Origin of the sequence: Legionella taurinensis (genome assembly GCF_900452865.1) — a bacterium.
GTDB classification, from domain to species: domain Bacteria; phylum Pseudomonadota; class Gammaproteobacteria; order Legionellales; family Legionellaceae; genus Legionella_C; species Legionella_C taurinensis.
This window is the reverse complement of record NZ_UGOZ01000001.1, coordinates 2137137-2155370: the sequence shown is the minus strand read 5'-3', so window position 1 is coordinate 2155370 and position 18234 is coordinate 2137137. Positions and strand designations below refer to the sequence as shown.

Genomic DNA, 18234 nt, shown 5'->3' with positions numbered 1-18234 from the left:
AGGATTAGTCTATGCAGACGGAATGGCATTTCTTTCAGAGCAGGGTCGCGAGACGGATATTCTTTTTATTCGTTATTTCTGCTTTAATCCCCATCGTCATTTTAGCCATTTTTCAGATTACCCAATTTAACCAACAGGTTAAAGCCAATGAAGAAATGGCTGCACGAAAGGAAGTCAAAAGCCTTGGCATGGAGTTGGCCGGCACCCTCTTTGAGCTTGGCGATCAGGTCGATTCCTTAGGGAAACGCCTTGGCAATCTCAGCGAGGACGAGATGGTCACCGAGAAGGATAAACTGGTGAAAGCGGTCCCAGGCTTTACCACCTTATCCGTTAAAACCTCTGAGGGTAAGATCATCCCTCTCACTGAAAATCCCGCGCCCATTGCTTTTCCAGCGGTTAAGTTAAATCCCGGTGATTGCAAATTGTTTTATTTTTCAGCAACAGGGCCCGCGAAGGGTCTCTATTTTGTCTGTCGGCCGAATGCCGCGTATGTGTTATTAGCCCAGGCGGATGAGCGTCAATTATGGAGTCTCTCGTTAAGCAACGACGACGCCTTGTTGTGGATTGTGGATGGCGAGGGGCAGGTGGTTTTCAGCAACAGCGAAAAGCCTTTGCCGGTTAACTACCAGGTGGTTAAAAAAACGCACACACGCACCTTGTCGCAAGAGCTGAATAATCAACCCTATTACGTGGCCTACTGGAGCCTTTTTCTCGATTACCGCCTGCAGGGTAAAACCTGGGCTATTGTTCTTGCGCAACCCAAATTAAGTTTCATCGCGCAGGCGAAATTTTTTGAAATTTTTCTGCCGACCACCCTTTTAGCCTTGCTTTTGACCATGTTTTTAAGTCAGTCACAAATCAGACGCTACCTCATCCCGCTTGAACAATTAACGGATGCGACCCGCCGCCTGTCCAAACAGGACTTTACTCCTGCGCCGGTGATGAAAAGCAATGATGAATTTGAAGAGCTGGGTGAGGCGTTTAATTCCATGTCCAGTCAGTTAAACCAGCAGTTTAAAACCATGTCGATTATGTCAATGCTGGATCAGGCGATCGTGAACAAAGCGAGTGTGCGCCGTGTGGTTGCTATTCTGCACAGCCGTTTAAATGAGCTGGTACAGTATGACTGGTTGTTAATTTGTTTAGTGAAGGGTAAAACCAGGAAATCAGTGCGGATTTTTTTCGACAGCAAGACCGCAGTACCCGCTCCGCAGGAACTTGTACCCACTACCTCGGATGAACTGGCGCGTTACAGCCACTCACCAGAACTGACCTTAAGCCTGCCTGACGACGAAACGCCTTCCTTCCTTTCCTGGTTTAAAGAGGAACAAGCGCATTTCATTCTTTTTCCCATCATTCATAATGATCAGCTGGCCTCGATCGTCTGCCTCGGTTTTGGTGATAAAAAAAGGCGCGATGACTGTGACACGCAGCCTCTGCACGATATTTTTCATCGCCTGTCGGTGGCTTTTACCCAGAATGAGTGGCAGGAAAAATTGTATCATCAGGCTCATTATGATGATTTGACGCAATTACCCAATCGTCTGGTGCTGCGCCAGCAATTAAGCGAGGTGCTGAAGCGCAGTGAGAAAGAAGGCGTTTATTGTCTGTTGATGTTTATTGATCTGGATAATTTTAAAGACATCAATGACTCGCTGGGGCATGGTGTGGGCGATCTGTTTTTAAGTCATGTGGCAAAAACCATGGCCAACTGCATTCAGGACAGAGGGTTGTTGAGCCGTTTGGGCGGCGATGAATTCACGGTGCTGGTGGGGGATTTACCGACCCCTCAGCAGGCGAGAAGGACAGCGACTGAACTGGCTGAAGACCTGCTAGAAGCTCTGGACAAACCATTCAGAATAGGGGAGGAGGAGTTTATTGGGTCTGCAAGCATTGGTATTGTTATCCGCTCCACGCAGACTACCGGGGATGATTTGTTAAAATGCGCCGACATGTCCATGTATCAGGCGAAGAAAGGCGGCAAACACCGTTATGTTTTCTTCAGTGATGAGCTTGAAAAGCAGGTGGTTGAACGCAATCAAATCCTTCAGGATTTAAACCTGGCCCTCAAGGAAAATCAGTTCGTCCTCTATTTTCAACCCCAGGTCGATGCCGCAAGCGGTAAACTGGCCAGTGCCGAAGTGCTGCTGCGCTGGCTTCACCCCACGCGCGGCGTGTTGACTCCCCGGGTGTTTATCGCATTGGCAGAGGAGACAAATAGCATCAATGTCATTGGCGAGTGGGTCATGCGGGCCGCCTGCCAGCAGATTAAACAATGGCAGAAACAGGGCATTGTGGTCCCTCCCATCGGCGTTAACCTGGCTGCCAGACAGTTTACTCAGGATAACCTGTGCGATTTACTTGTGCACTGCGTGAAGGAGTCCGGGTTGACCCCCGCTCAAATTGAACTGGAAATCACTGAAAGTACCTTGATCGATAATTTCCATCAATCCATTGCCATCATGAATGAGTTGAAGGCGGCGGGATTTAAATTGGCGCTCGATGACTTCGGTACCGGCTATTCGTCCATGAGTTATCTTAAAAAAATGCCCATTGATGCCATGAAGATTGATCAAATCTTCATTGCCGATTTGCTCACCAATCAGAAAAATTACAGCATTGTGCGGGCCATCATCACCCTCGCGCAAAGCCTGGGCTTAAAACTGATTGCGGAGGGGATTGAAGAAAAACCGCAGGGCGACTTGCTCTGTCAGATGGGTTGCTTCATTCATCAGGGGTATTATTACAGCAAACCCATCCCGGCGCAGGATTTTTTTGAAAAATACCTGGCGTCGCAATTAACCGTTCTTCCCCATTAATTCATCCAGTTTGGCGCCAATGTCTGGCATGCGCATCAGGCTCTCGCCAATTAAAAAGGTGTTAATGCCATGGCGCTGCATGAGCTCAATATCAGCACGGCTGTTAATGCCGCTTTCGGTAATCAGGCATTTGTCTGAAGGCAGGAGGTCTTTTAAATCAATACTGGTGTGGATGTCGGTTTTGAAGGTATGCAGGCTGCGGTTATTGATCCCCATCAGGGGGGTGGGCAGCCGCAGGGCGCGTTCGAGTTCTTCGCGGGTATGGCTTTCCACCAGCACCGCCATGCCCAATTCCTGTGCGATTTGACAATAATCCCGCAATTGAATGTCATCAAGCAGGGCCACTATCAATAAAATGCAATCCGCGCCCAAGGCCCGGCTTTCAAAAACCTGGTAACTGTCGATGATGAATTCTTTACGCAACACGGGCAGGGACGAATGAGTGCGTGCGATGTGCACATTGACCGCATCACCTTGAAAAAAGGGTTTGTCCGTCAGCACCGAAAGACAGGCTGCGCCATACGCTTCATAAATTTGTGCAATGGCGGCCACATCAAAATCCGCTCGGATTAAACCCTTGCTGGGGGACGCTTTTTTAATTTCGGCTATGATGGCCGGGTTGTTTACCTTAAGTGCCTGCACAAAATCACGCACCGGCGGCAGGTCGGTCGTTTGCAGACTGGATAAGGAGCGTTGTTGTTTGGCCAGTGCCACATCCTGGCGCTTTTGTTCGGCTATTTTGGCTAAAATGCTGTTCATGTGTTAAGACCGGATTGCTGGGTTAAATCCCTGAGTTGATAAAAATGCGCTTTGGCAATGCCTGAATCAATGGCCTTTGCCGCTAAGGAAATGCCTTCATGGATGTCCACGGCGAGATCAGTGCAATAGAGGGCTGCGGCGGTGTTTAAAAGGGTAATGTCGCGTGCCGGGCCCTTTTCGCCGGCGAGGACCTGTTCAATCAACTGCAGGCTTTCTGCCGGCGAGTTAACTAAAATCCCCTGCAGCGAGGGGTGATATAACCCATAATCGGCAGGATCAAGCGTCCAGTGTTTAAATTCACCGTTGGCGTATTCAACCACGTCGGCCACGGCGTTAATGCTCAATTCATCCAGTCCGTCCCGGGAATGAATCACCAGTGCGCGTTCACTGCCCAAATTGGCCAGTACCTCTGCAATGGGTCGAAGCAGGCGTTCGGCGTACACGCCCACCACCTGTCGTTTAACCCGGGCAGGATTTACCAGCGGTCCCAAGAGATTAAAGAAGCTTCGAATACCCAATTGCTGCCTTGCATTGCGGACATTCTGCAAGGCTTTATGAAAATAAGGCGCGAAAAGGAAACAAACCCCTTGCTTTTGCATGCAGGTTTTTAATTCCTCATCCGTTAGAGTCAGCTTGAAGCCGGCCTGCATCAGGAGATCGGAACTGCCGCTTGAACTTGAAACGGAACGGTTGCCGTGTTTGGCTACTCTGGCGCCGGAAGCCGCGGCCACAATGCTGCTTAAGGTCGAGACATTAAAGGTGTTTTTGCCGTCTCCGCCCGTCCCGACGATGTCAATCAGCCCATCGCCTAAATCGATGCAATGCGCAAACGCCATCATCACCTGCGCCGCGGCGGTCAATTCCTCAACGGTTTCGCCTTTCATGCGCATCAAGGCGAGGAAAGCGGCAATTTGCCCGTCCTGAAGCTCGCCCTGCATGCAGGCTTTCATGATGGCCTGCATCGCTTCAGCGGTTAAGTGCTGGCCTTCAATGAGCTGCTCAAAGAGTTTATTGGTGTTCATGATTAAGAAAATGACTCAATAAAGTTAACCCGTGTTCGCTTAAAATCGCTTCCGGGTGGAATTGTAGACCAAATAACGGGTATTGACGATGGGAGATTGCCATAATGGTGTCATCGGCCCAGGCATCAATGGCAAAGCACGTGGGCAGGGTCGCGCAATCGACAGCAAGGGAATGGTAACGGGTGGCTTGAAAGGGATTGGGTAATCCTTTAAACAGCCCGTGTTTGTGATGCACAATGGGAGACGTCTTGCCGTGCACAATCTCGCGAGCCCGACGGATTTGACCGCCGAAAGCATACGCCAGGCATTGATGCCCCAGGCAAATGCCCAGAATCGGTATCTGTTGATAAAAGCGCTGGATGGCCGCCACCGAAATGCCAGCCTCCGCTGGGCTTTTAGGCCCGGGTGAAATGACCAAGTGGCTGGGAGCAAGCCGCTCTATCCCGCTTAAGTCAATCCTGTCATGGGCTGCCACATGAACCTCAGCGCCAAGGGATTGAAAATAATGAACCAGGTTGTAGGTAAACGAATCGTAGTTATCAATAATTAACAGCATGATTACAAGGTAAACTCATCGCCCAGATAAACTGCGCGAACTTGTTGATTGGCGAGAATGGCGTCTGGCGTTCCTTCACACAGCAATTGTCCCTGGCTGACGATATAGGCCCGGCTGCAGATGTCTAAGGTTTCACGCACATTGTGATCGGTAATTAAAACGCCAATGTTTTTATCGCAAAGGTGCGAAATGATTTTTTTAATGTCCAGTACGGAAATGGGGTCAACGCCTGCAAAGGGTTCATCAAGCAGGATGAACCTGGGCTCGATCGCTAAAGCGCGTGCTATTTCCACACGGCGGCGTTCACCGCCCGACAGGCTCATCCCCAGGTTTTTTCGCAAATGGGTGATGTGGAATTCTTCTAAAAGCTGGTTGAGTTTTTCCTGACGTGCCGGCTCATCCAGATCGGTGCGCAATTGCAGGATGGAATAAATGTTGTCATTCACCGTCATTTTGCGAAACACGGAGGCTTCCTGGGGGAGATAACCAATGCCCATGCGGGCACGCAGGTGCATGGGCGCCCGGGTGACATCCTGATTATCAAGAATAATCCGGCCTTCGTCGCAGGACTGCAATCCGACGATCATGTAGAAGCAGGTGGTTTTACCCGCGCCATTGGGGCCGAGGAGGCCCACGCATTCGCCGCGATTAATCGACAGGCTTACGCCATTGACCACGGCGCGATTTTTGAATGATTTTTTTAAATGCTCAGCCCGAAGGGAAGTCATGCCGTCGTCTCAACTTTTTTGACATCCTTTTTCTCAGGATGAATAACAATTAAGGTACGCGATTTACCGTCGCTTTGCGATAATACATGCTGCTTCACGGTATCATAACTGATTTTCGGCGCCGAGAAGGAATTGTCGCCCTGTTCCACTCGGGCATTGCCTATCAGTTCAATCAGATGCTTGTCCGGATAATAGCGGATAGTGTCGGCATAAGCATGCAGCAGGGGTTTGTCCACGGCCGTTTGTGTCCAATAATGGGCCTGATTGTCTTTGTCGCCTTCGGCGATGGCAACGACCAGTTTGTTGTGCTGATTGCCTTCGGTGACAGCACGGGCGGCGCGCAGATGGGTGGTTCCCTGATCCAGTTCAACATGGCCCTCGTAGACGCCGCGGTGGGTTTGCTGACTTAAATCGGCGGCATCCGCTGACAACTCCATGACTTTTTCGCGATCATCCGGCATGGCTGACAGCGTTTGCCAGGCCAGCAGGGATACACCAAAGGCAAGGAATGAAATGAATTTACGCATCACGAGGCTCATAAGTAGCGCGCGCTCCGCTCAACAATTGAACATGCTTTTGCTCAAGGTAAGCTTTCATGCCCTGCGAATGGACAATGCTTCCCGGGCGTTCAAAGATGACATCGAGGGCGGAGGTTGCAAGTTTCTGTTGGGGGAAATAGGTTAATTCGTCTGTTTTCAGGGTGCTTTCTTCGGTATGCGCATCGCCTCCCTGATGGACAACCACCTGCTTCAGGAAGGTAATTTCTTCACCGCGGTGAATTGCCCGGGCCGAGTTGGCGCGGATTTCCCAGTCGGGTTGATCATCCTGCGCGATGACAATACGAGGCAATTTAAGCAGGTGGGTATCCTGCCTGGGAATGTGCCGCAATTCCGGTGTCTCGATGTAATTGGCGAGCTTACCCTTCTCATCAAACTGCATGACAGTGAGGCCTGTAATGACGGTATCCGCGGTTATGGACAGGGTGCGTTTATCCAGGCGAATGGCCGAATCGGAGGAAGTGGCAAAATAGTAGCCTGAGAAGGCCAGGGTCACTAAGGCGCAAAAGAGCCAGACTGCCTGCTTGGCCGCGTTCATGAGGCGAAATACCCCGCTAAAGCGGCATCCTGTTTCTGCTGGGCGCTGAGTAACAAATCGCAGACTTCGCGCACCGCACCGCGGCCGCCATGCTGATCGGTTACCCAGGCGGCAAATTCCTTGACCTGCCTGACCGCATTGGCCACGGCAATGCCCATGCCGACGCGTTGAATAATCGGTAAATCAGGCAGATCATCGCCGATGTAGGCGATTTCATCGAGAGTAAAGCCCAGACGTTCCCGCAGTTGCTCAAAAGCGCTGCGCTTGTCGACCTGGCCTTTAAAATAGTGGGTGATGCCTAATTGCTGCATGCGATGATCAATCACGGCATTGCGGGCCGTGGTAATGACGGCGACTTCAATGCCGGCGGCCATTAACAGTTTGAGCCCCATGCCGTCCTGGACATGAAATGCCTTTAATTCATTGCCATGGTTATCAAGGTACAGCAGACCGTCGGTTAAAACCCCATCGACATCACAGATGAGGCATCGAATTTTTTTTGCTTTTTCAATCAGGTTGTTCATGTCGTTCGCCTTAAAAAACACCTGCGCGCAGCAGGTCATGAAGATGGATGACGGCAGTGGGTCGTTGTTCCTCATCAATAACCACCAGGGAGGTGATGGTGTATTTTTGCATAATGGCCAGGGCCTCGGCTGCCAGTGTACCGGCCTTGATGGTTTTGCATTGCCGACTCATGACCTCCGCCAGCGGCGTGGTATTGATGTCGAAATGCTTGGTGAGGGTGCGTCGGATGTCCCCGTCGGTATAAACACCGGTTAAACGGCCATGGCTATCCACCACGCAGGTCATGCCCAATTTTTTGGCGGTGACTTCAATCAGCGCTTCGCTGATGGTGGCGCGTTCGCTGACCAGCGGCAATTCCTCGCCGCGGTGGCAGAGTTCGTCAATTTTAAGCAGCAGGCGCCGACCCAATGCACCACCGGGGTGCGAAAGGGCAAAATCTTCAGCGCTGAAGCCTTTGGCCTGCAACAGGGCAATGGCCAGGGCATCCCCCATGACCAGCGACACGGTGGTGCTGGTGGTTGGCGCAAGGCCAAGCGGGCAGGCTTCCTGCTCAATGCTGATGTCCAGATTCACATCGGCGGTTTTAGCCAGTGTCGACTGGCTGTTGCCGGTTAAGGCAATCAACGGGATCTCCAGACGTTTCAAGAGGGGCAGGAGAACCACGATTTCACTGGTATTGCCGGAATTGGAAATGGCTAAGACCACATCCTGCCGGGTAATCATGCCCAAATCGCCATGGCAGGCTTCGCCGGGGTGCATGAAAAAGGCAGGCGTGCCGGTGCTGGCCAGGGTGGCGGCAATTTTATTAGCGATATGACCGGATTTTCCCATACCGGTGACAACCACGCGGCCTTTGCAGGCAAGTAAGATTTCGCAGGCTTTTTCAAAGCGCTCGTCTATGCGTTGCGTCAGGTCAAAAACGGCTCTCGCTTCGGTTTCAATGACGGCAAGACCCAATTGGCAAAAATTCATTAGAGGATGAATGTTTGTTAAGCTGGCGGCTATTGTAACAGAAACGATTTTTCTTTGCATGCGCGACAGGAATAAGCGCAATACTGCCAGACACCGGCGCGCGGAGAACGATGCGGAGAGAGGGGCCTGGATAATTCGTTCATTCTATTGATAAAAGAATGCCTGCGGGAAAAGACTGGTTTAAAATTCGCAAAATTGTATCCTTCCAGTATATAATTACCCATTCACCCAAATCGGAACCATCATGCTAGATAATCTGGTGCAAATCAGCCAATTGACTTTTATGCGCGGCGACAAGTGCATTTTTAATAAGGTTGATATGACTGTCGAGCGCGGGAAAATCACGGCCATTATGGGGCCCAGTGGCAGCGGCAAGACGACGCTCCTGCGTTTGATCGGGGCACAGCTTGCCCCAGACAGCGGCGAAATTCGCGTTGACGGCCAGAATATTCATCAGTTGTCACGCACAGCCCTTTTTGCCGCACGGCGAAAAATGGGTTTGTTATTCCAGAGCAGTGCCTTGTTTACCCATTTAAATGTCTTTGAAAACGTGGCGTTTCCCCTGCGCGAGCACACCAATCTGAATGAAACCATGCTGCGTGATGTGGTGTTAATGAAACTGGAAGCCGTGGGCTTGCGCGGAGCGGCTGAATTAATGCCGGCCGAACTGTCCGGCGGCATGGTCAGGCGGGTGGCGCTGGCCAGAACCATTGCCCTTGATCCGCAATTGATGATGTATGACGAACCATTCACCGGTCAGGATCCCATTTCCATGGGGGTTCTAGTGCGGTTGATCAAGCGCCTGAACCAGTTGCTGGGCACGACAACCATTATCGTCTCCCACGACGTGGAAGAAACCTGCTCAATCGCAGACTACGCTTACCTCATTGCCGGCGGCCGCCTGATCGGTCATGGCACGCCGCTTGCCTTAAAACAATCGACAGAGCCGCAGATTAAGCAGTTTATGCATGGAGAGGCTGACGGCGTGGTGCCGTTCCATTACCCTGCAAAACCCTATACTGAGGAGTTGTTAGATGCTTGACAGAATTGCACGCTTCGGCGAGCGTGGTTTGAATACATTGCAGACTGTAGGCAATTCCGGCCTTTTCTTACTGGGGATTTTTGCCCGCAAGCCTGATTTGCCGCGGTTATGGCCGGCTTTGCGTGTGCAATTGTATTCCGTGGGCTTCCTTTCTTTTTTAATTATTGTAGTATCCGCACTGTTTATCGGCATGGTGGTGGGTTTGCAGGGGTATAATACGCTGCAGAAATTTGGCGCAGCCAGCCAACTGGGGCAGTTGCTGGCCTTAAGCATTGCACGTGAACTGGGTCCGGTGATCAGTGCCTTGCTGTTTGCCGGCCGTGCCGGCTCTGCCCTGACGGCAGAAATTGGCCTCATGAAGGCCACCGAGCAATTGGCCAGTATGGACATGATGGGGGTGGATCCTTTAGGCCGTGTCATTTACCCCCGTTTTTTAGCCGGGTTGATTTCCCTGCCGTTGTTGGCCCTGATTTTTTCAGCCGTGGCGGTTTATGGCGGGTATTTCATCGGTGTGGAGTGGTTGGGCGTGGATGCAGGAAGCTTTTGGTCCAACATGCAGGCTTCGGTTAACTTCCGTATCGACGTGGTCAGCGGAATAATTAAAAGTATGGTTTTCGCTTTTGTTGTAGTGTGGATAGCTGTGTTTCAGGGATTCAGTTGTATTCCTACTGCCGAAGGTATCAGTCAGGCAACGACCCGAACAGTTGTGTATTCATCATTGGCGGTGTTGGGGCTTGATTTTTTATTGACAGCAATGATGATTGGAGGTTGGTGAATCATGAGCAAGCAACGGTACATTGATATCAGTGTCGGACTCTTTATGCTGTTGGGCTTACTGGCTTTCTTTGTCATGGCGATGAAAGTAAGCGGTATTTCAAGCTTTTCATCCACAAAAGGCTACCAGGTAACGGCCGATTTTACCGACATCGGCGGTTTGAAAGTGCGGGCGCCGGTGACCATTGCCGGGGTTAGAATTGGCGAAGTGACGCGCATCGAACTTCAGCCTGGGGAACTCAACGCCAAGGTAACCATGCTGCTTCGCAGCGACAAACCCATTCCCTACGAGGATGTGTCGGCACGCATCCTGACGGAAGGACTGCTGGGATCAAACTACATCAGCATTGTTCCCGGTTTTGAGGATGAAGGCGAGGGCAAACACCCCTACCTCCGTGAGGGGGATGTGATTGCAAAAACCCAGGAAGCCATCATCCTGGAGAATTTAATCGGGCAACTCTTATTCAATATTAAGAAATAGGATCGAGAATGCAAAAAATAAAAACCCTTCTTTTTTTCATGGCTTGTTCACTGACTTCTCTGTTATGGGCGGCCTCCAACCCTGTTCCCATGCTGGAGACCGCAGCGAATCAGATTCTTTCTACCCTGGAAAAGAACAAGGCCTCCTTAAAAAACAACCCGCAGGTGATCTACCGCGCCGTGGAGCAATCACTGCTGCCCAATGTTGATGTCAGCGGCATGTCGCGCTCGGTTCTGGGACGTCAGGCGTGGATGAAAGCGACCCCCAGCGAGCGTCAGCAATTTTCCCAGGCATTTACGCAACTGGTTATCCGTACCTATGCCAGCCCCTTGGCCGAATACACCGATGAAACCGTGAAATTTCTGCCTGTGCGGGGGTCGCTTGAAGGGCGGTTTTTACGGGTAAACAGCCTCATTGTCCGATCCAATGGCAAAAATATTCCGTTAACTTACAGCCTTGTGGTTAAAAACGGCGAATGGAAGATTTATGATTTGAGTGTGGAGGGGGTCAGTCTGCTGCAGAGTTTCCGTTCCCAGTTTGCTCAGGCACTGCAGAATTCCAATATGCAGGACCTCATTAAGCAAATGCGCGAACGCAGTAAGAAAGCAGCTTAACCATGCCCACGTTCAAACCAGACAGCCTAATGACATTCGACACGGCGGAGGCCTGCCGCCGCCGCCTTGTTGATTTTCTTAAACAAACCCGTGAATCAGATGTGATCATGGATTTAAGTGTAGTCAGCCATTGCGACAGCGCGGGGCTTGCGTTGCTGATTGAGGCACAGCGTCTGTGCAGGCAATTGCATAAACGCTGCCAGATCACTAATATTCCGCCCTTAGTCCATGCGCTGGCGGAATTTTGCGGTTTGGAAAAAATCGTGGTCTCCTGACAGGTCAGGCAAAAAGAACAGAAGGCGAGGGTGCCTCGCCTCCGAATGAAGTGGAACTGTTGTATGATTAACAATGAAGAAATAGAAAAAAAATTGTCTGTGATTGAGGGCGTTCATTTCGTTAAAGTCGAGGGTGATGGGTATCATTATCACTTGACCATTGTGTCGGATGCGTTCATGGGCAAAACCCGGGTTGCCCGACAGCAATGGGTGTATGCGCAGTTAAAAGAATATATTACCAGTGGTCGTCTTCATGCCTTGACGATGAAGACCTGGACTCAAGAAGAATGGGGGAAGCAGCATGGATAAATTAGTGATTAATGGCGGCAAGGCATTAAACGGGGAAGTGGTTATTTCCGGAGCAAAAAATTCAGCGCTTCCTATCATGGCGGCCACCTTGCTGGCAACGGACAACGTGACCATCGCCAACGTACCCCACTTAAAAGACGTGACTACAATGATGGAATTATTGGGCCAATTGGGCGCCCACCTCATTGTTGATGAAAAAATGAACGTGCAGATTTCTGCCAGCCAGGTGAATGAATTTGTCGCACCCTATGAGCTGGTTAAAACCATGCGCGCTTCCATTCTGGTCCTGGGCCCCTTATTGGCGCGTTTTGGCCGTGCGGATGTTTCTCTGCCCGGCGGGTGTGCCATTGGTACCCGTCCGGTTGATTTGCATCTGAAAGCGCTCAAAGCCATGGGAGCAGAGATTACCGTTAAGAACGGTTACATTAAGGCCCGCTGCCGACGCGGCCGCCTGCAGGGCAAACCCCTGGTGTTTGATACAGTGACCGTGACCGGAACAGAAAATGTGCTCATGGCTGCCGTGCTGGCCGAAGGGAAAACCATCATTAAAAATGCGGCCCGTGAACCGGAAGTGGTTGATTTGGCCAATTTCCTCATTCAAATGGGCGCGCAAATCAGCGGCGCGGGTACGCCCACCATTGAAGTGGAAGGCGTGGACGCTCTGCGCGGTGGCAATTACACCGTCATGCCGGATCGCATTGAAGCCGGGACCTATTTAACCGCAGGCGCCATTACCCGCGGCAAGGTCACGGTCCGACGCGTTAAACCGGATAATCTGTTATCCATGCTGTGCAAATTTGAAGAGGCGGGGGCTGAATTGACCCTGGGTGAAGACTGGGTCACCTTAAACATGCACGGCCTGCGTCCCCAGGCAGTCAACATCGCAACCGCCCCGTACCCTGCGTTCCCCACGGACATGCAGGCTCAGTTCATGGCGCTCAATGCCATTGCTGACGGCGCTTCATCGGTGATTGAAACCATTTTTGAAAATCGCTTCATGCACGTGCAGGAACTGCAGCGCATGGGTGCGCAAATCCGCTTAAACGGCAATACCGCCATGATTAATGGCGTTGAAAGGCTGACCGGTGCGCCGGTGATGGCCACGGATCTGCGGGCCTCAGCCAGTTTGATTCTGGCCGGTCTTGCGGCCGAAGGCGAAACCTTTGTCGAGCGCATTTACCATGTGGATCGCGGCTATGAGCGTATTGAAGAAAAATTATCCACGTTGGGTGCGGACATCCGGCGAGCGTCATCCCGGTGATCACGCGACAGGAGTTAGTGGATTACCTTAACGCCTTGCTTGCGGTCAGCGAGTTTAATGACTACGCACCAAACGGGTTACAGGTCGAAGGCCAGGCGTCGATTCGGCGCATCTGTACCGCGGTAACCGCGAGCGAAGACGTTATTCGGCAGGCAGCGGCAGTTAAAGCCGATGCCTTGCTGGTTCATCATGGCTATTTCTGGCGCGGCGAGCCGCCGGCCATTACCGGCATGAAGGGACGTCGCATCACCGAATTGCTGCGCCATCAAATCAATTTACTGGCGTATCATCTCCCCTTGGACTGCCATCCTGAACTAGGTAATAACGCGCAATTGGCCAAACGGCTTTCGGTTAATGAGGTGGCCGCACACAAGGCGGGAGGCATCGATCGCCTGCTGTGGTCAGGCGCGCTGAACACGCCACTGTCGGTAAACGCATTGGCAAAGCAGCTGGATCAGGCATTGGGGCGAACTCCCCTCATTATTGCCGGCGGCGACAAAACCATCCAGCGTCTGGCCTGGTGCAGCGGCGGCGCACAGGACTATATTGAAGAGGCTTATCGACTGGGTGTTGATGCCTATTTCAGCGGTGAAGTCTCAGAGCGAACCTACTATCAGGCCAAAGAATTGGGTATTCATTATTTTGCCTGCGGCCATCATGCCACGGAACGTTACGGCATACAGGCCTTAGGCGAGCACCTGGCTCAAACATTTCAGGTGCAGCACCAATTCATTGACAGCGACAATCCCGTCTAATTATTCTGACCGTCAGGCATTCATTCATTGTTGAAGGAACATCATGTCAAGTGAAAAGGAATGGTTTAAAACAATTAATGAGATCCAGGCGATAGCCCAGAATGGCCTGGCTTATTGTAAGAATGAATTTGATCAGGAACGCTACCTTCGCCTGCGTGAGCTTGCGGCTCAACTTGCCGCACCCGCCAGTGAGAAAGCCCCGGACATTGCCCATTTATTCAGTTTTGAAACAGGCTATGCCACGCCCAAGCTGGATGTGCGGGCTTTTGTTGTCAAAAACCATAAAATTCTGCTGGTTCAGGAAAAGTCCGACGGTTTATGGACTCTGCCGGGAGGGTGGGTGGATGTCAATGAATCGCCTTCGGAATCCGTTACCCGTGAAACACGCGAAGAAACCGGGTTTCACGTCAAGGTGATTCGCTTAATGGCGCTTTGGGACAAGCTCAAACATGATCATCCGCCGCAATGGCCGCATGCCTATAAATGCTTTTTTCATTGTGACATTGAGTCCGGTGAGGTTAGGCCAGACAAGGAAATTGCACAGGTGGATTTTTTTGCCATTGAGACGTTGCCGCCACTCTCCATCCACCGTGTGACAGAAAAGCAACTGCAACGTCTATATGAAACAATCAATCAGCGCGAAGCGTTGTTTGATTAAATTCAGGGTAGCGAAATGCATGGGCATGCGATGCGCCTAAGCGCCTTCTCAGGCGCTGAAGGCGCTTACTTGGGGGCGCTGATGGGGATTTCTCTGTCTGCAATTTGTTCATTCAACTTAAAAAAATCAGTGGGTTGAAGATTGGCATTCCGCTCAATAAACCGAATGCGCTGTGCCAGACTGCCTGTCAGGTTAAGCGTATCCCCCTGATTAATCAGCCTTTGCTTTAACGCGTTGATTAAGTCAGCCGCCGTCGCACCTTTTTTGTTGTAATATTCTTTATACAGCGCATCGACCACATCGGTATGATGACGAAACAGATGCCGGGTGAGAGCCAGTTTTACTTTTGGTGCAAAGAAGGAGCATGTTTCCGGGTTATTGCTCTTGCTGTAGTCTCTTAAAATTTCAAGTGCCGCGTGAAAGTTTCCGACCTCGCTTTCAAGATTATTACGCGGGCCTGCCCCTTTTTGCCATAATTGCCCGTAACTTTTAGGGAAGGGTTTGGGCGGCTCCGGGTATCTTTTGTTATGTTTGATCACCACGGCCGACTCCATTTCTTCGTCAACTTGTACAGAAACGTTAAGCAAAGGGCCAAGAACATCCTGACGAAGGTTGTCGACAAAATCCTCCTCGAGGGCGTGTTTGCGGGTCATGGAAACAGCAACAGCCCGGTTGAATCGATTGCCGAATGATTGATTGATTTCTTTAAATTGGGTTTCCGGTAGCTTTTTTGTCTGATCGGCATGGGTCCCGACTAAAATGATTTGAGCATCCGGATTGAGCCTTTGAAACGCCTCGATCTCTTCAATCGCGTATTTCACCGAGTCATGGTGTGGTTTTGGCAGGCTTAAATCAACACAATAGAGTAAAGCCTGGGAGTCTTTAAACCAGTATTTAATCATTTCCGGGGGTATAGCCGCTTCTTGAAGGCTAACTTTTTCATTGCCGACGCTGAATTTGCTTTCCTCTGTTCCAAAAGAAAGGGAAGGCACCTCGGCGTAGCTCTCACCTGCCAATAAAAGCCTCAGGGTGGATTTACCTGAACCGGCGGGTCCAATAATAATAATTTTCATGATGAATACCTCGTAGTTAATGCTATTTTAATGCCTGAAACTTAAGAAAATATTATCTGAGGGGCTGTTATCGATAAAAATCCTCTGTGCCGGACAATTTTTTAAAAAACAGTCTCATCTAAGGCAAACAGAATCCAATTTGATAATTTAGCAAACAATTTTATATTGATTCTGTGATTGGTGAGCAAATCTCTGAGATGATCTAAGCCCAATCGAAAAAAGCTATTTTTTGGTCTTTTTTGGTTGCGTAATTTTTTAAGAGGAATAGGCTTGATAGATGCTTTCCACTCGCCAATTCGATGTGCCCAAACAAAGCCCAAGGCGAGTAAAACCAAGAGCTTTTCGATGCGCTTAGGCTCAATGACTCGTGTATCTTCAAATCGCCATCCCTTTGTTTTTAAAGAGGCAAAAAGCGTTTCTATTTCCCAACGGCGCAAATAGCAAGCAATTGCATTTTTGGGTGGTTGATTTGTGATAACAATCATCAAGTCTTCCCGAGAATTTTTGCTTCCGGCCAAATAAAGTGAGTGCCCAAAAACATGGACTTTCATACCAAATACTTGGTGCTGATAAGGGGCTAAGTGGCTGAATAACTGTGCCGAAGCTTTAAATTTCTTTTTGCCAATACACACGTCTACGTTCCCCTTAATCCGTAAATAAAAGGGAATATTCTCTGCTACAAGCCAAGCTATGAGTGCTTTGTTAGGAAATTCTCGATCACCGAGTATGCCTTGTATTGATTCTTTACCAAACGTATTAATAAATCGAGATAATAATTCTATCTGCTCTTTACCCGTCGTGCTTCCTGCTTTTTTTAGCAGTCGCCAAAATATGGGTATGGCTATTCCTTCATAACAAATAGACAACATAAACACATTGATTTTGGCTTTACCCCAATACCAATTTGTCCTGTCTATGGCTAAATAAACCTTGTGAGCTTTATTAAAAAACAGAGAGTATATCCAGCGAGCAATCCAGGTAAAATCTACCTCAAACTTTGAAAAAAAACGGTATACTCTTTTGTAGCGGGAATCAATGCTCGCTCTATCACCATCCATTGCAACCGCAATTTCACTTAAATTAACACTTCTCACCATAAACAAGGCTAATAACATTTGGGCAAAACAGTCAATGCGTGACTTGTGCCAATTCAATCTCTGGCTTAAAATTCCACTCAACTCGCTGATATATTTCATATTTACATCCTTTTTTAGACGAAATGATTATATGAAATACATTTAAAATCAGCGAGTTATTTATAATATCTCATCTCTTTAAGCGTTTTTTGTCCGGCACAGAGATAAAAATCCTTTGTGCCGGACAATTTTTTAAAAAACAGTCTCATCTAAGGCAAACAGAATCCAATTTGATAATTTAGCAAACAATTTTATATTGATTCTGTGATTGGTGAGCAAATCTCTGAGATGATCTAAGCCCAATCGAAAAAAGCTATTTTTTGGTCTTTTTTGGTTGCGTAATTTTTTAAGAGGAATAGGCTTGATAGATGCTTTCCACTCGCCAATTCGATGTGCCCAAACAAAGCCCAAGGCGAGTAAAACCAAGAGCTTTTCGATGCGCTTAGGCTCAATGACTCGTGTATCTTCAAATCGCCATCCCTTTGTTTTTAAAGAGGCAAAAAGCGTTTCTATTTCCCAACGGCGCAAATAGCAAGCAATTGCATTTTTGGGTGGTTGATTTGTGATAACAATCATCAAGTCTTCCCGAGAATTTTTGCTTCCGGCCAAATAAAGTGAGTGCCCAAAAACATGGACTTTCATACCAAATACTTGGTGCTGACAAGGGGCTAAGTGGCTGAATAACTGTGCCGAAGCTTTAAATTTCTTTTTGCCAATACACACGTCTACGTTCCCCTTAATCCGTAAATAAAAGGGAATATTCTCTGCTACAAGCCAAGCTATGAGTGCTTTGTTAGGAAATTCTCGATCACCGAGTATGCCTTGTATTGATTCTTTACCAAACGTATTAATAAATCGAGATAATAATTCTATCTGCTCTTGACCCGTCGTGCTTCCTGCTTTTTTTAGCAGTCGCCAAAATATGGGTATGGCTATTCCTTCATAACAAATAGACAACATAAACACATTGATTTTGGCTTTACCCCAATACCAATTTGTCCTGTCTATGGCTAAATAAACCTTGTGAGCTTTATTAAAAAACAGAGAGTATATCCAGCGAGCAATCCAGGTAAAATCTACCTCAAACTTTGAAAAAAAACGGTATACTCTTTTGTAGCGGGAATCAATGCTCGCTCTATCACCATCCATTGCAACCGCAATTTCACTTAAATTAACACTTCTCACCATAAACAAGGCTAATAACATTTGGGCAAAACAGTCAATGCGTGACTTGTGCCAATTCAATCTCTGGCTTAAAATTCCACTCAACTCGCTGATATATTTCATATTTACATCCTTTTTTAGACGAAATGATTATATGAAATACATTTAAAATCAGCGAGTTATTTATAATATCTCATCTCTTTAAGCGTTTTTTGT

General features: G+C 49.1%; 21 protein-coding genes. 10 read left to right on the top strand and 11 right to left on the bottom strand.

Annotated features, from left to right (window positions below; all coding sequences use genetic code 11):
• Positions 1-11: 11 nt before the first annotated feature.
• Entirely contained in the window at positions 12-2819 is a 2808-nt protein-coding gene (locus DYE45_RS09910) for an EAL domain-containing protein (protein ID WP_108290169.1), read from the top strand.
• On the opposite strand, the gene trpC is transcribed toward DYE45_RS09910, so the two are convergent.
• The 8 genes from trpC to DYE45_RS09870 are packed head-to-tail and all read right to left on the bottom strand — an operon-like array spanning position 2799 to position 8476.
• On the bottom strand, positions 2799-3578 hold the full coding sequence (trpC, locus tag DYE45_RS09905; protein WP_115300862.1) for an indole-3-glycerol phosphate synthase TrpC: 780 nt from the start codon (positions 3576-3578) through the stop codon (positions 2799-2801). The genes DYE45_RS09910 and trpC overlap by 21 nt on opposite strands.
• Positions 3575-4600, bottom strand: coding sequence for an anthranilate phosphoribosyltransferase (gene trpD / locus DYE45_RS09900; RefSeq protein ID WP_108290165.1), 1026 nt, complete (start codon positions 4598-4600; stop codon positions 3575-3577). The genes trpC and trpD overlap by 4 nt, the downstream gene beginning before the upstream one ends.
• Positions 4587-5156, bottom strand: a complete 570-nt coding sequence (locus DYE45_RS09895) for an anthranilate synthase component II (protein ID WP_108290163.1) — start codon at positions 5154-5156, stop codon at positions 4587-4589. The genes trpD and DYE45_RS09895 overlap by 14 nt, the downstream gene beginning before the upstream one ends.
• 2 nt (positions 5157-5158) lie before the next feature.
• A complete protein-coding gene (lptB, locus tag DYE45_RS09890; RefSeq protein WP_108290161.1) occupies positions 5159-5884 on the bottom strand; it encodes an LPS export ABC transporter ATP-binding protein in 726 nt (241 codons plus the stop codon).
• Positions 5881-6411 (bottom strand): lipopolysaccharide transport periplasmic protein LptA, encoded by a 531-nt coding sequence (lptA, locus tag DYE45_RS09885; protein WP_242602626.1) that lies wholly within the window; start codon positions 6409-6411, stop codon positions 5881-5883. The genes lptB and lptA overlap by 4 nt, the downstream gene beginning before the upstream one ends.
• Positions 6404-6979 carry an LPS export ABC transporter periplasmic protein LptC gene (gene lptC, locus DYE45_RS09880; protein ID WP_108290157.1) on the bottom strand — a complete coding sequence of 192 codons (576 nt, stop codon included), beginning with the start codon at positions 6977-6979 and terminating at the stop codon, positions 6404-6406. The genes lptA and lptC overlap by 8 nt, the downstream gene beginning before the upstream one ends.
• Positions 6976-7503 (bottom strand): 3-deoxy-manno-octulosonate-8-phosphatase KdsC, encoded by a 528-nt coding sequence (gene kdsC / locus DYE45_RS09875; protein WP_108290731.1) that lies wholly within the window; start codon positions 7501-7503, stop codon positions 6976-6978. The genes lptC and kdsC overlap by 4 nt, the downstream gene beginning before the upstream one ends.
• Before the next feature lie 10 nt (positions 7504-7513).
• A complete protein-coding gene (locus tag DYE45_RS09870) occupies positions 7514-8476 on the bottom strand; it encodes a KpsF/GutQ family sugar-phosphate isomerase (RefSeq protein ID WP_108290155.1) in 963 nt (320 codons plus the stop codon).
• Positions 8477-8720: 244 nt separating this feature from the next.
• Here DYE45_RS09870 and DYE45_RS09865 point away from each other — a divergent pair, with 244 nt between their 5' ends.
• The 9 genes from DYE45_RS09865 to DYE45_RS09825 all read left to right on the top strand — a co-directional run bounded on the left by DYE45_RS09865 (position 8721) and on the right by DYE45_RS09825 (position 14645).
• A complete protein-coding gene (locus DYE45_RS09865) occupies positions 8721-9518 on the top strand; it encodes an ATP-binding cassette domain-containing protein (RefSeq protein ID WP_115300861.1) in 798 nt (265 codons plus the stop codon).
• Positions 9511-10293, top strand: a complete 783-nt coding sequence (mlaE, locus tag DYE45_RS09860) for a lipid asymmetry maintenance ABC transporter permease subunit MlaE (RefSeq protein WP_108290151.1) — start codon at positions 9511-9513, stop codon at positions 10291-10293. Before DYE45_RS09865 ends, mlaE begins: the two co-directional genes overlap by 8 nt.
• A gap of 3 nt (positions 10294-10296) precedes the next feature.
• A complete protein-coding gene (gene mlaD / locus DYE45_RS09855; RefSeq protein ID WP_108290149.1) occupies positions 10297-10773 on the top strand; it encodes an outer membrane lipid asymmetry maintenance protein MlaD in 477 nt (158 codons plus the stop codon).
• Positions 10774-10781: 8 nt separating this feature from the next.
• Entirely contained in the window at positions 10782-11387 is a 606-nt protein-coding gene (locus DYE45_RS09850) for an MlaC/ttg2D family ABC transporter substrate-binding protein (protein ID WP_115300860.1), read from the top strand.
• Positions 11388-11389: 2 nt separating this feature from the next.
• Positions 11390-11662: an STAS domain-containing protein gene (locus tag DYE45_RS09845; protein ID WP_108290145.1), complete on the top strand. Its 273-nt coding sequence runs from the start codon at positions 11390-11392 to the stop codon at positions 11660-11662.
• 63 nt (positions 11663-11725) lie between these two features.
• Positions 11726-11971 (top strand): BolA family protein, encoded by a 246-nt coding sequence (locus DYE45_RS09840; protein ID WP_108290143.1) that lies wholly within the window; start codon positions 11726-11728, stop codon positions 11969-11971.
• The gene (murA, locus tag DYE45_RS09835) at positions 11964-13232 is read left to right on the top strand and encodes a UDP-N-acetylglucosamine 1-carboxyvinyltransferase (protein ID WP_058531311.1); all 1269 of its coding nucleotides are present in this window, start codon (positions 11964-11966) and stop codon (positions 13230-13232) included. The genes DYE45_RS09840 and murA overlap by 8 nt, the downstream gene beginning before the upstream one ends.
• Complete coding sequence (locus tag DYE45_RS09830) at positions 13229-13987, top strand: Nif3-like dinuclear metal center hexameric protein (protein WP_108290141.1); 759 nt, start codon at positions 13229-13231, stop codon at positions 13985-13987. The genes murA and DYE45_RS09830 overlap by 4 nt, the downstream gene beginning before the upstream one ends.
• Before the next feature lie 43 nt (positions 13988-14030).
• Positions 14031-14645 (top strand): NUDIX hydrolase, encoded by a 615-nt coding sequence (locus tag DYE45_RS09825; protein WP_242602627.1) that lies wholly within the window; start codon positions 14031-14033, stop codon positions 14643-14645.
• 65 nt (positions 14646-14710) lie between these two features.
• On the opposite strand, the gene DYE45_RS09820 is transcribed toward DYE45_RS09825, so the two are convergent.
• The 3 genes from DYE45_RS09820 to DYE45_RS09810 form a co-directional block, all read right to left on the bottom strand.
• Positions 14711-15718, bottom strand: a complete 1008-nt coding sequence (locus tag DYE45_RS09820; RefSeq protein WP_108290137.1) for a DUF5617 domain-containing protein — start codon at positions 15716-15718, stop codon at positions 14711-14713.
• A 101-nt stretch (positions 15719-15819) separates the two neighbouring features.
• Positions 15820-16914 (bottom strand): IS4 family transposase, encoded by a 1095-nt coding sequence (locus tag DYE45_RS09815; protein WP_115300722.1) that lies wholly within the window; start codon positions 16912-16914, stop codon positions 15820-15822.
• A gap of 132 nt (positions 16915-17046) precedes the next feature.
• Positions 17047-18141: an IS4 family transposase gene (locus DYE45_RS09810; RefSeq protein ID WP_115300859.1), complete on the bottom strand. Its 1095-nt coding sequence runs from the start codon at positions 18139-18141 to the stop codon at positions 17047-17049.
• Positions 18142-18234 lie beyond the last annotated feature (93 nt).

What these genes read in the sequence shown, in the direction of transcription:
- DYE45_RS09910 (WP_108290169.1), top strand. Translation starts at nt 12, where the DNA reads ATGCAGACGGAATGGCATTTCTTTCAGAGCAGGGTCGCGAGACGGATA.
- trpC (WP_115300862.1), bottom strand. Translation starts at nt 3,578, where the DNA reads ATGAACAGCATTTTAGCCAAAATAGCCGAACAAAAGCGCCAGGATGTG.
- trpD (WP_108290165.1), bottom strand. Translation starts at nt 4,600, where the DNA reads ATGAACACCAATAAACTCTTTGAGCAGCTCATTGAAGGCCAGCACTTA.
- DYE45_RS09895 (WP_108290163.1), bottom strand. Translation starts at nt 5,156, where the DNA reads ATGCTGTTAATTATTGATAACTACGATTCGTTTACCTACAACCTGGTT.
- lptB (WP_108290161.1), bottom strand. Translation starts at nt 5,884, where the DNA reads ATGACTTCCCTTCGGGCTGAGCATTTAAAAAAATCATTCAAAAATCGC.
- lptA (WP_242602626.1), bottom strand. Translation starts at nt 6,411, where the DNA reads ATGCGTAAATTCATTTCATTCCTTGCCTTTGGTGTATCCCTGCTGGCC.
- lptC (WP_108290157.1), bottom strand. Translation starts at nt 6,979, where the DNA reads ATGAACGCGGCCAAGCAGGCAGTCTGGCTCTTTTGCGCCTTAGTGACC.
- kdsC (WP_108290731.1), bottom strand. Translation starts at nt 7,503, where the DNA reads ATGAACAACCTGATTGAAAAAGCAAAAAAAATTCGATGCCTCATCTGT.
- DYE45_RS09870 (WP_108290155.1), bottom strand. Translation starts at nt 8,476, where the DNA reads ATGAATTTTTGCCAATTGGGTCTTGCCGTCATTGAAACCGAAGCGAGA.
- DYE45_RS09865 (WP_115300861.1), top strand. Translation starts at nt 8,721, where the DNA reads ATGCTAGATAATCTGGTGCAAATCAGCCAATTGACTTTTATGCGCGGC.
- mlaE (WP_108290151.1), top strand. Translation starts at nt 9,511, where the DNA reads ATGCTTGACAGAATTGCACGCTTCGGCGAGCGTGGTTTGAATACATTG.
- mlaD (WP_108290149.1), top strand. Translation starts at nt 10,297, where the DNA reads ATGAGCAAGCAACGGTACATTGATATCAGTGTCGGACTCTTTATGCTG.
- DYE45_RS09850 (WP_115300860.1), top strand. Translation starts at nt 10,782, where the DNA reads ATGCAAAAAATAAAAACCCTTCTTTTTTTCATGGCTTGTTCACTGACT.
- DYE45_RS09845 (WP_108290145.1), top strand. Translation starts at nt 11,390, where the DNA reads ATGCCCACGTTCAAACCAGACAGCCTAATGACATTCGACACGGCGGAG.
- DYE45_RS09840 (WP_108290143.1), top strand. Translation starts at nt 11,726, where the DNA reads ATGATTAACAATGAAGAAATAGAAAAAAAATTGTCTGTGATTGAGGGC.
- murA (WP_058531311.1), top strand. Translation starts at nt 11,964, where the DNA reads ATGGATAAATTAGTGATTAATGGCGGCAAGGCATTAAACGGGGAAGTG.
- DYE45_RS09825 (WP_242602627.1), top strand. Translation starts at nt 14,031, where the DNA reads ATGTCAAGTGAAAAGGAATGGTTTAAAACAATTAATGAGATCCAGGCG.
- DYE45_RS09820 (WP_108290137.1), bottom strand. Translation starts at nt 15,718, where the DNA reads ATGAAAATTATTATTATTGGACCCGCCGGTTCAGGTAAATCCACCCTG.
- DYE45_RS09815 (WP_115300722.1), bottom strand. Translation starts at nt 16,914, where the DNA reads ATGAAATATATCAGCGAGTTGAGTGGAATTTTAAGCCAGAGATTGAAT.
- DYE45_RS09810 (WP_115300859.1), bottom strand. Translation starts at nt 18,141, where the DNA reads ATGAAATATATCAGCGAGTTGAGTGGAATTTTAAGCCAGAGATTGAAT.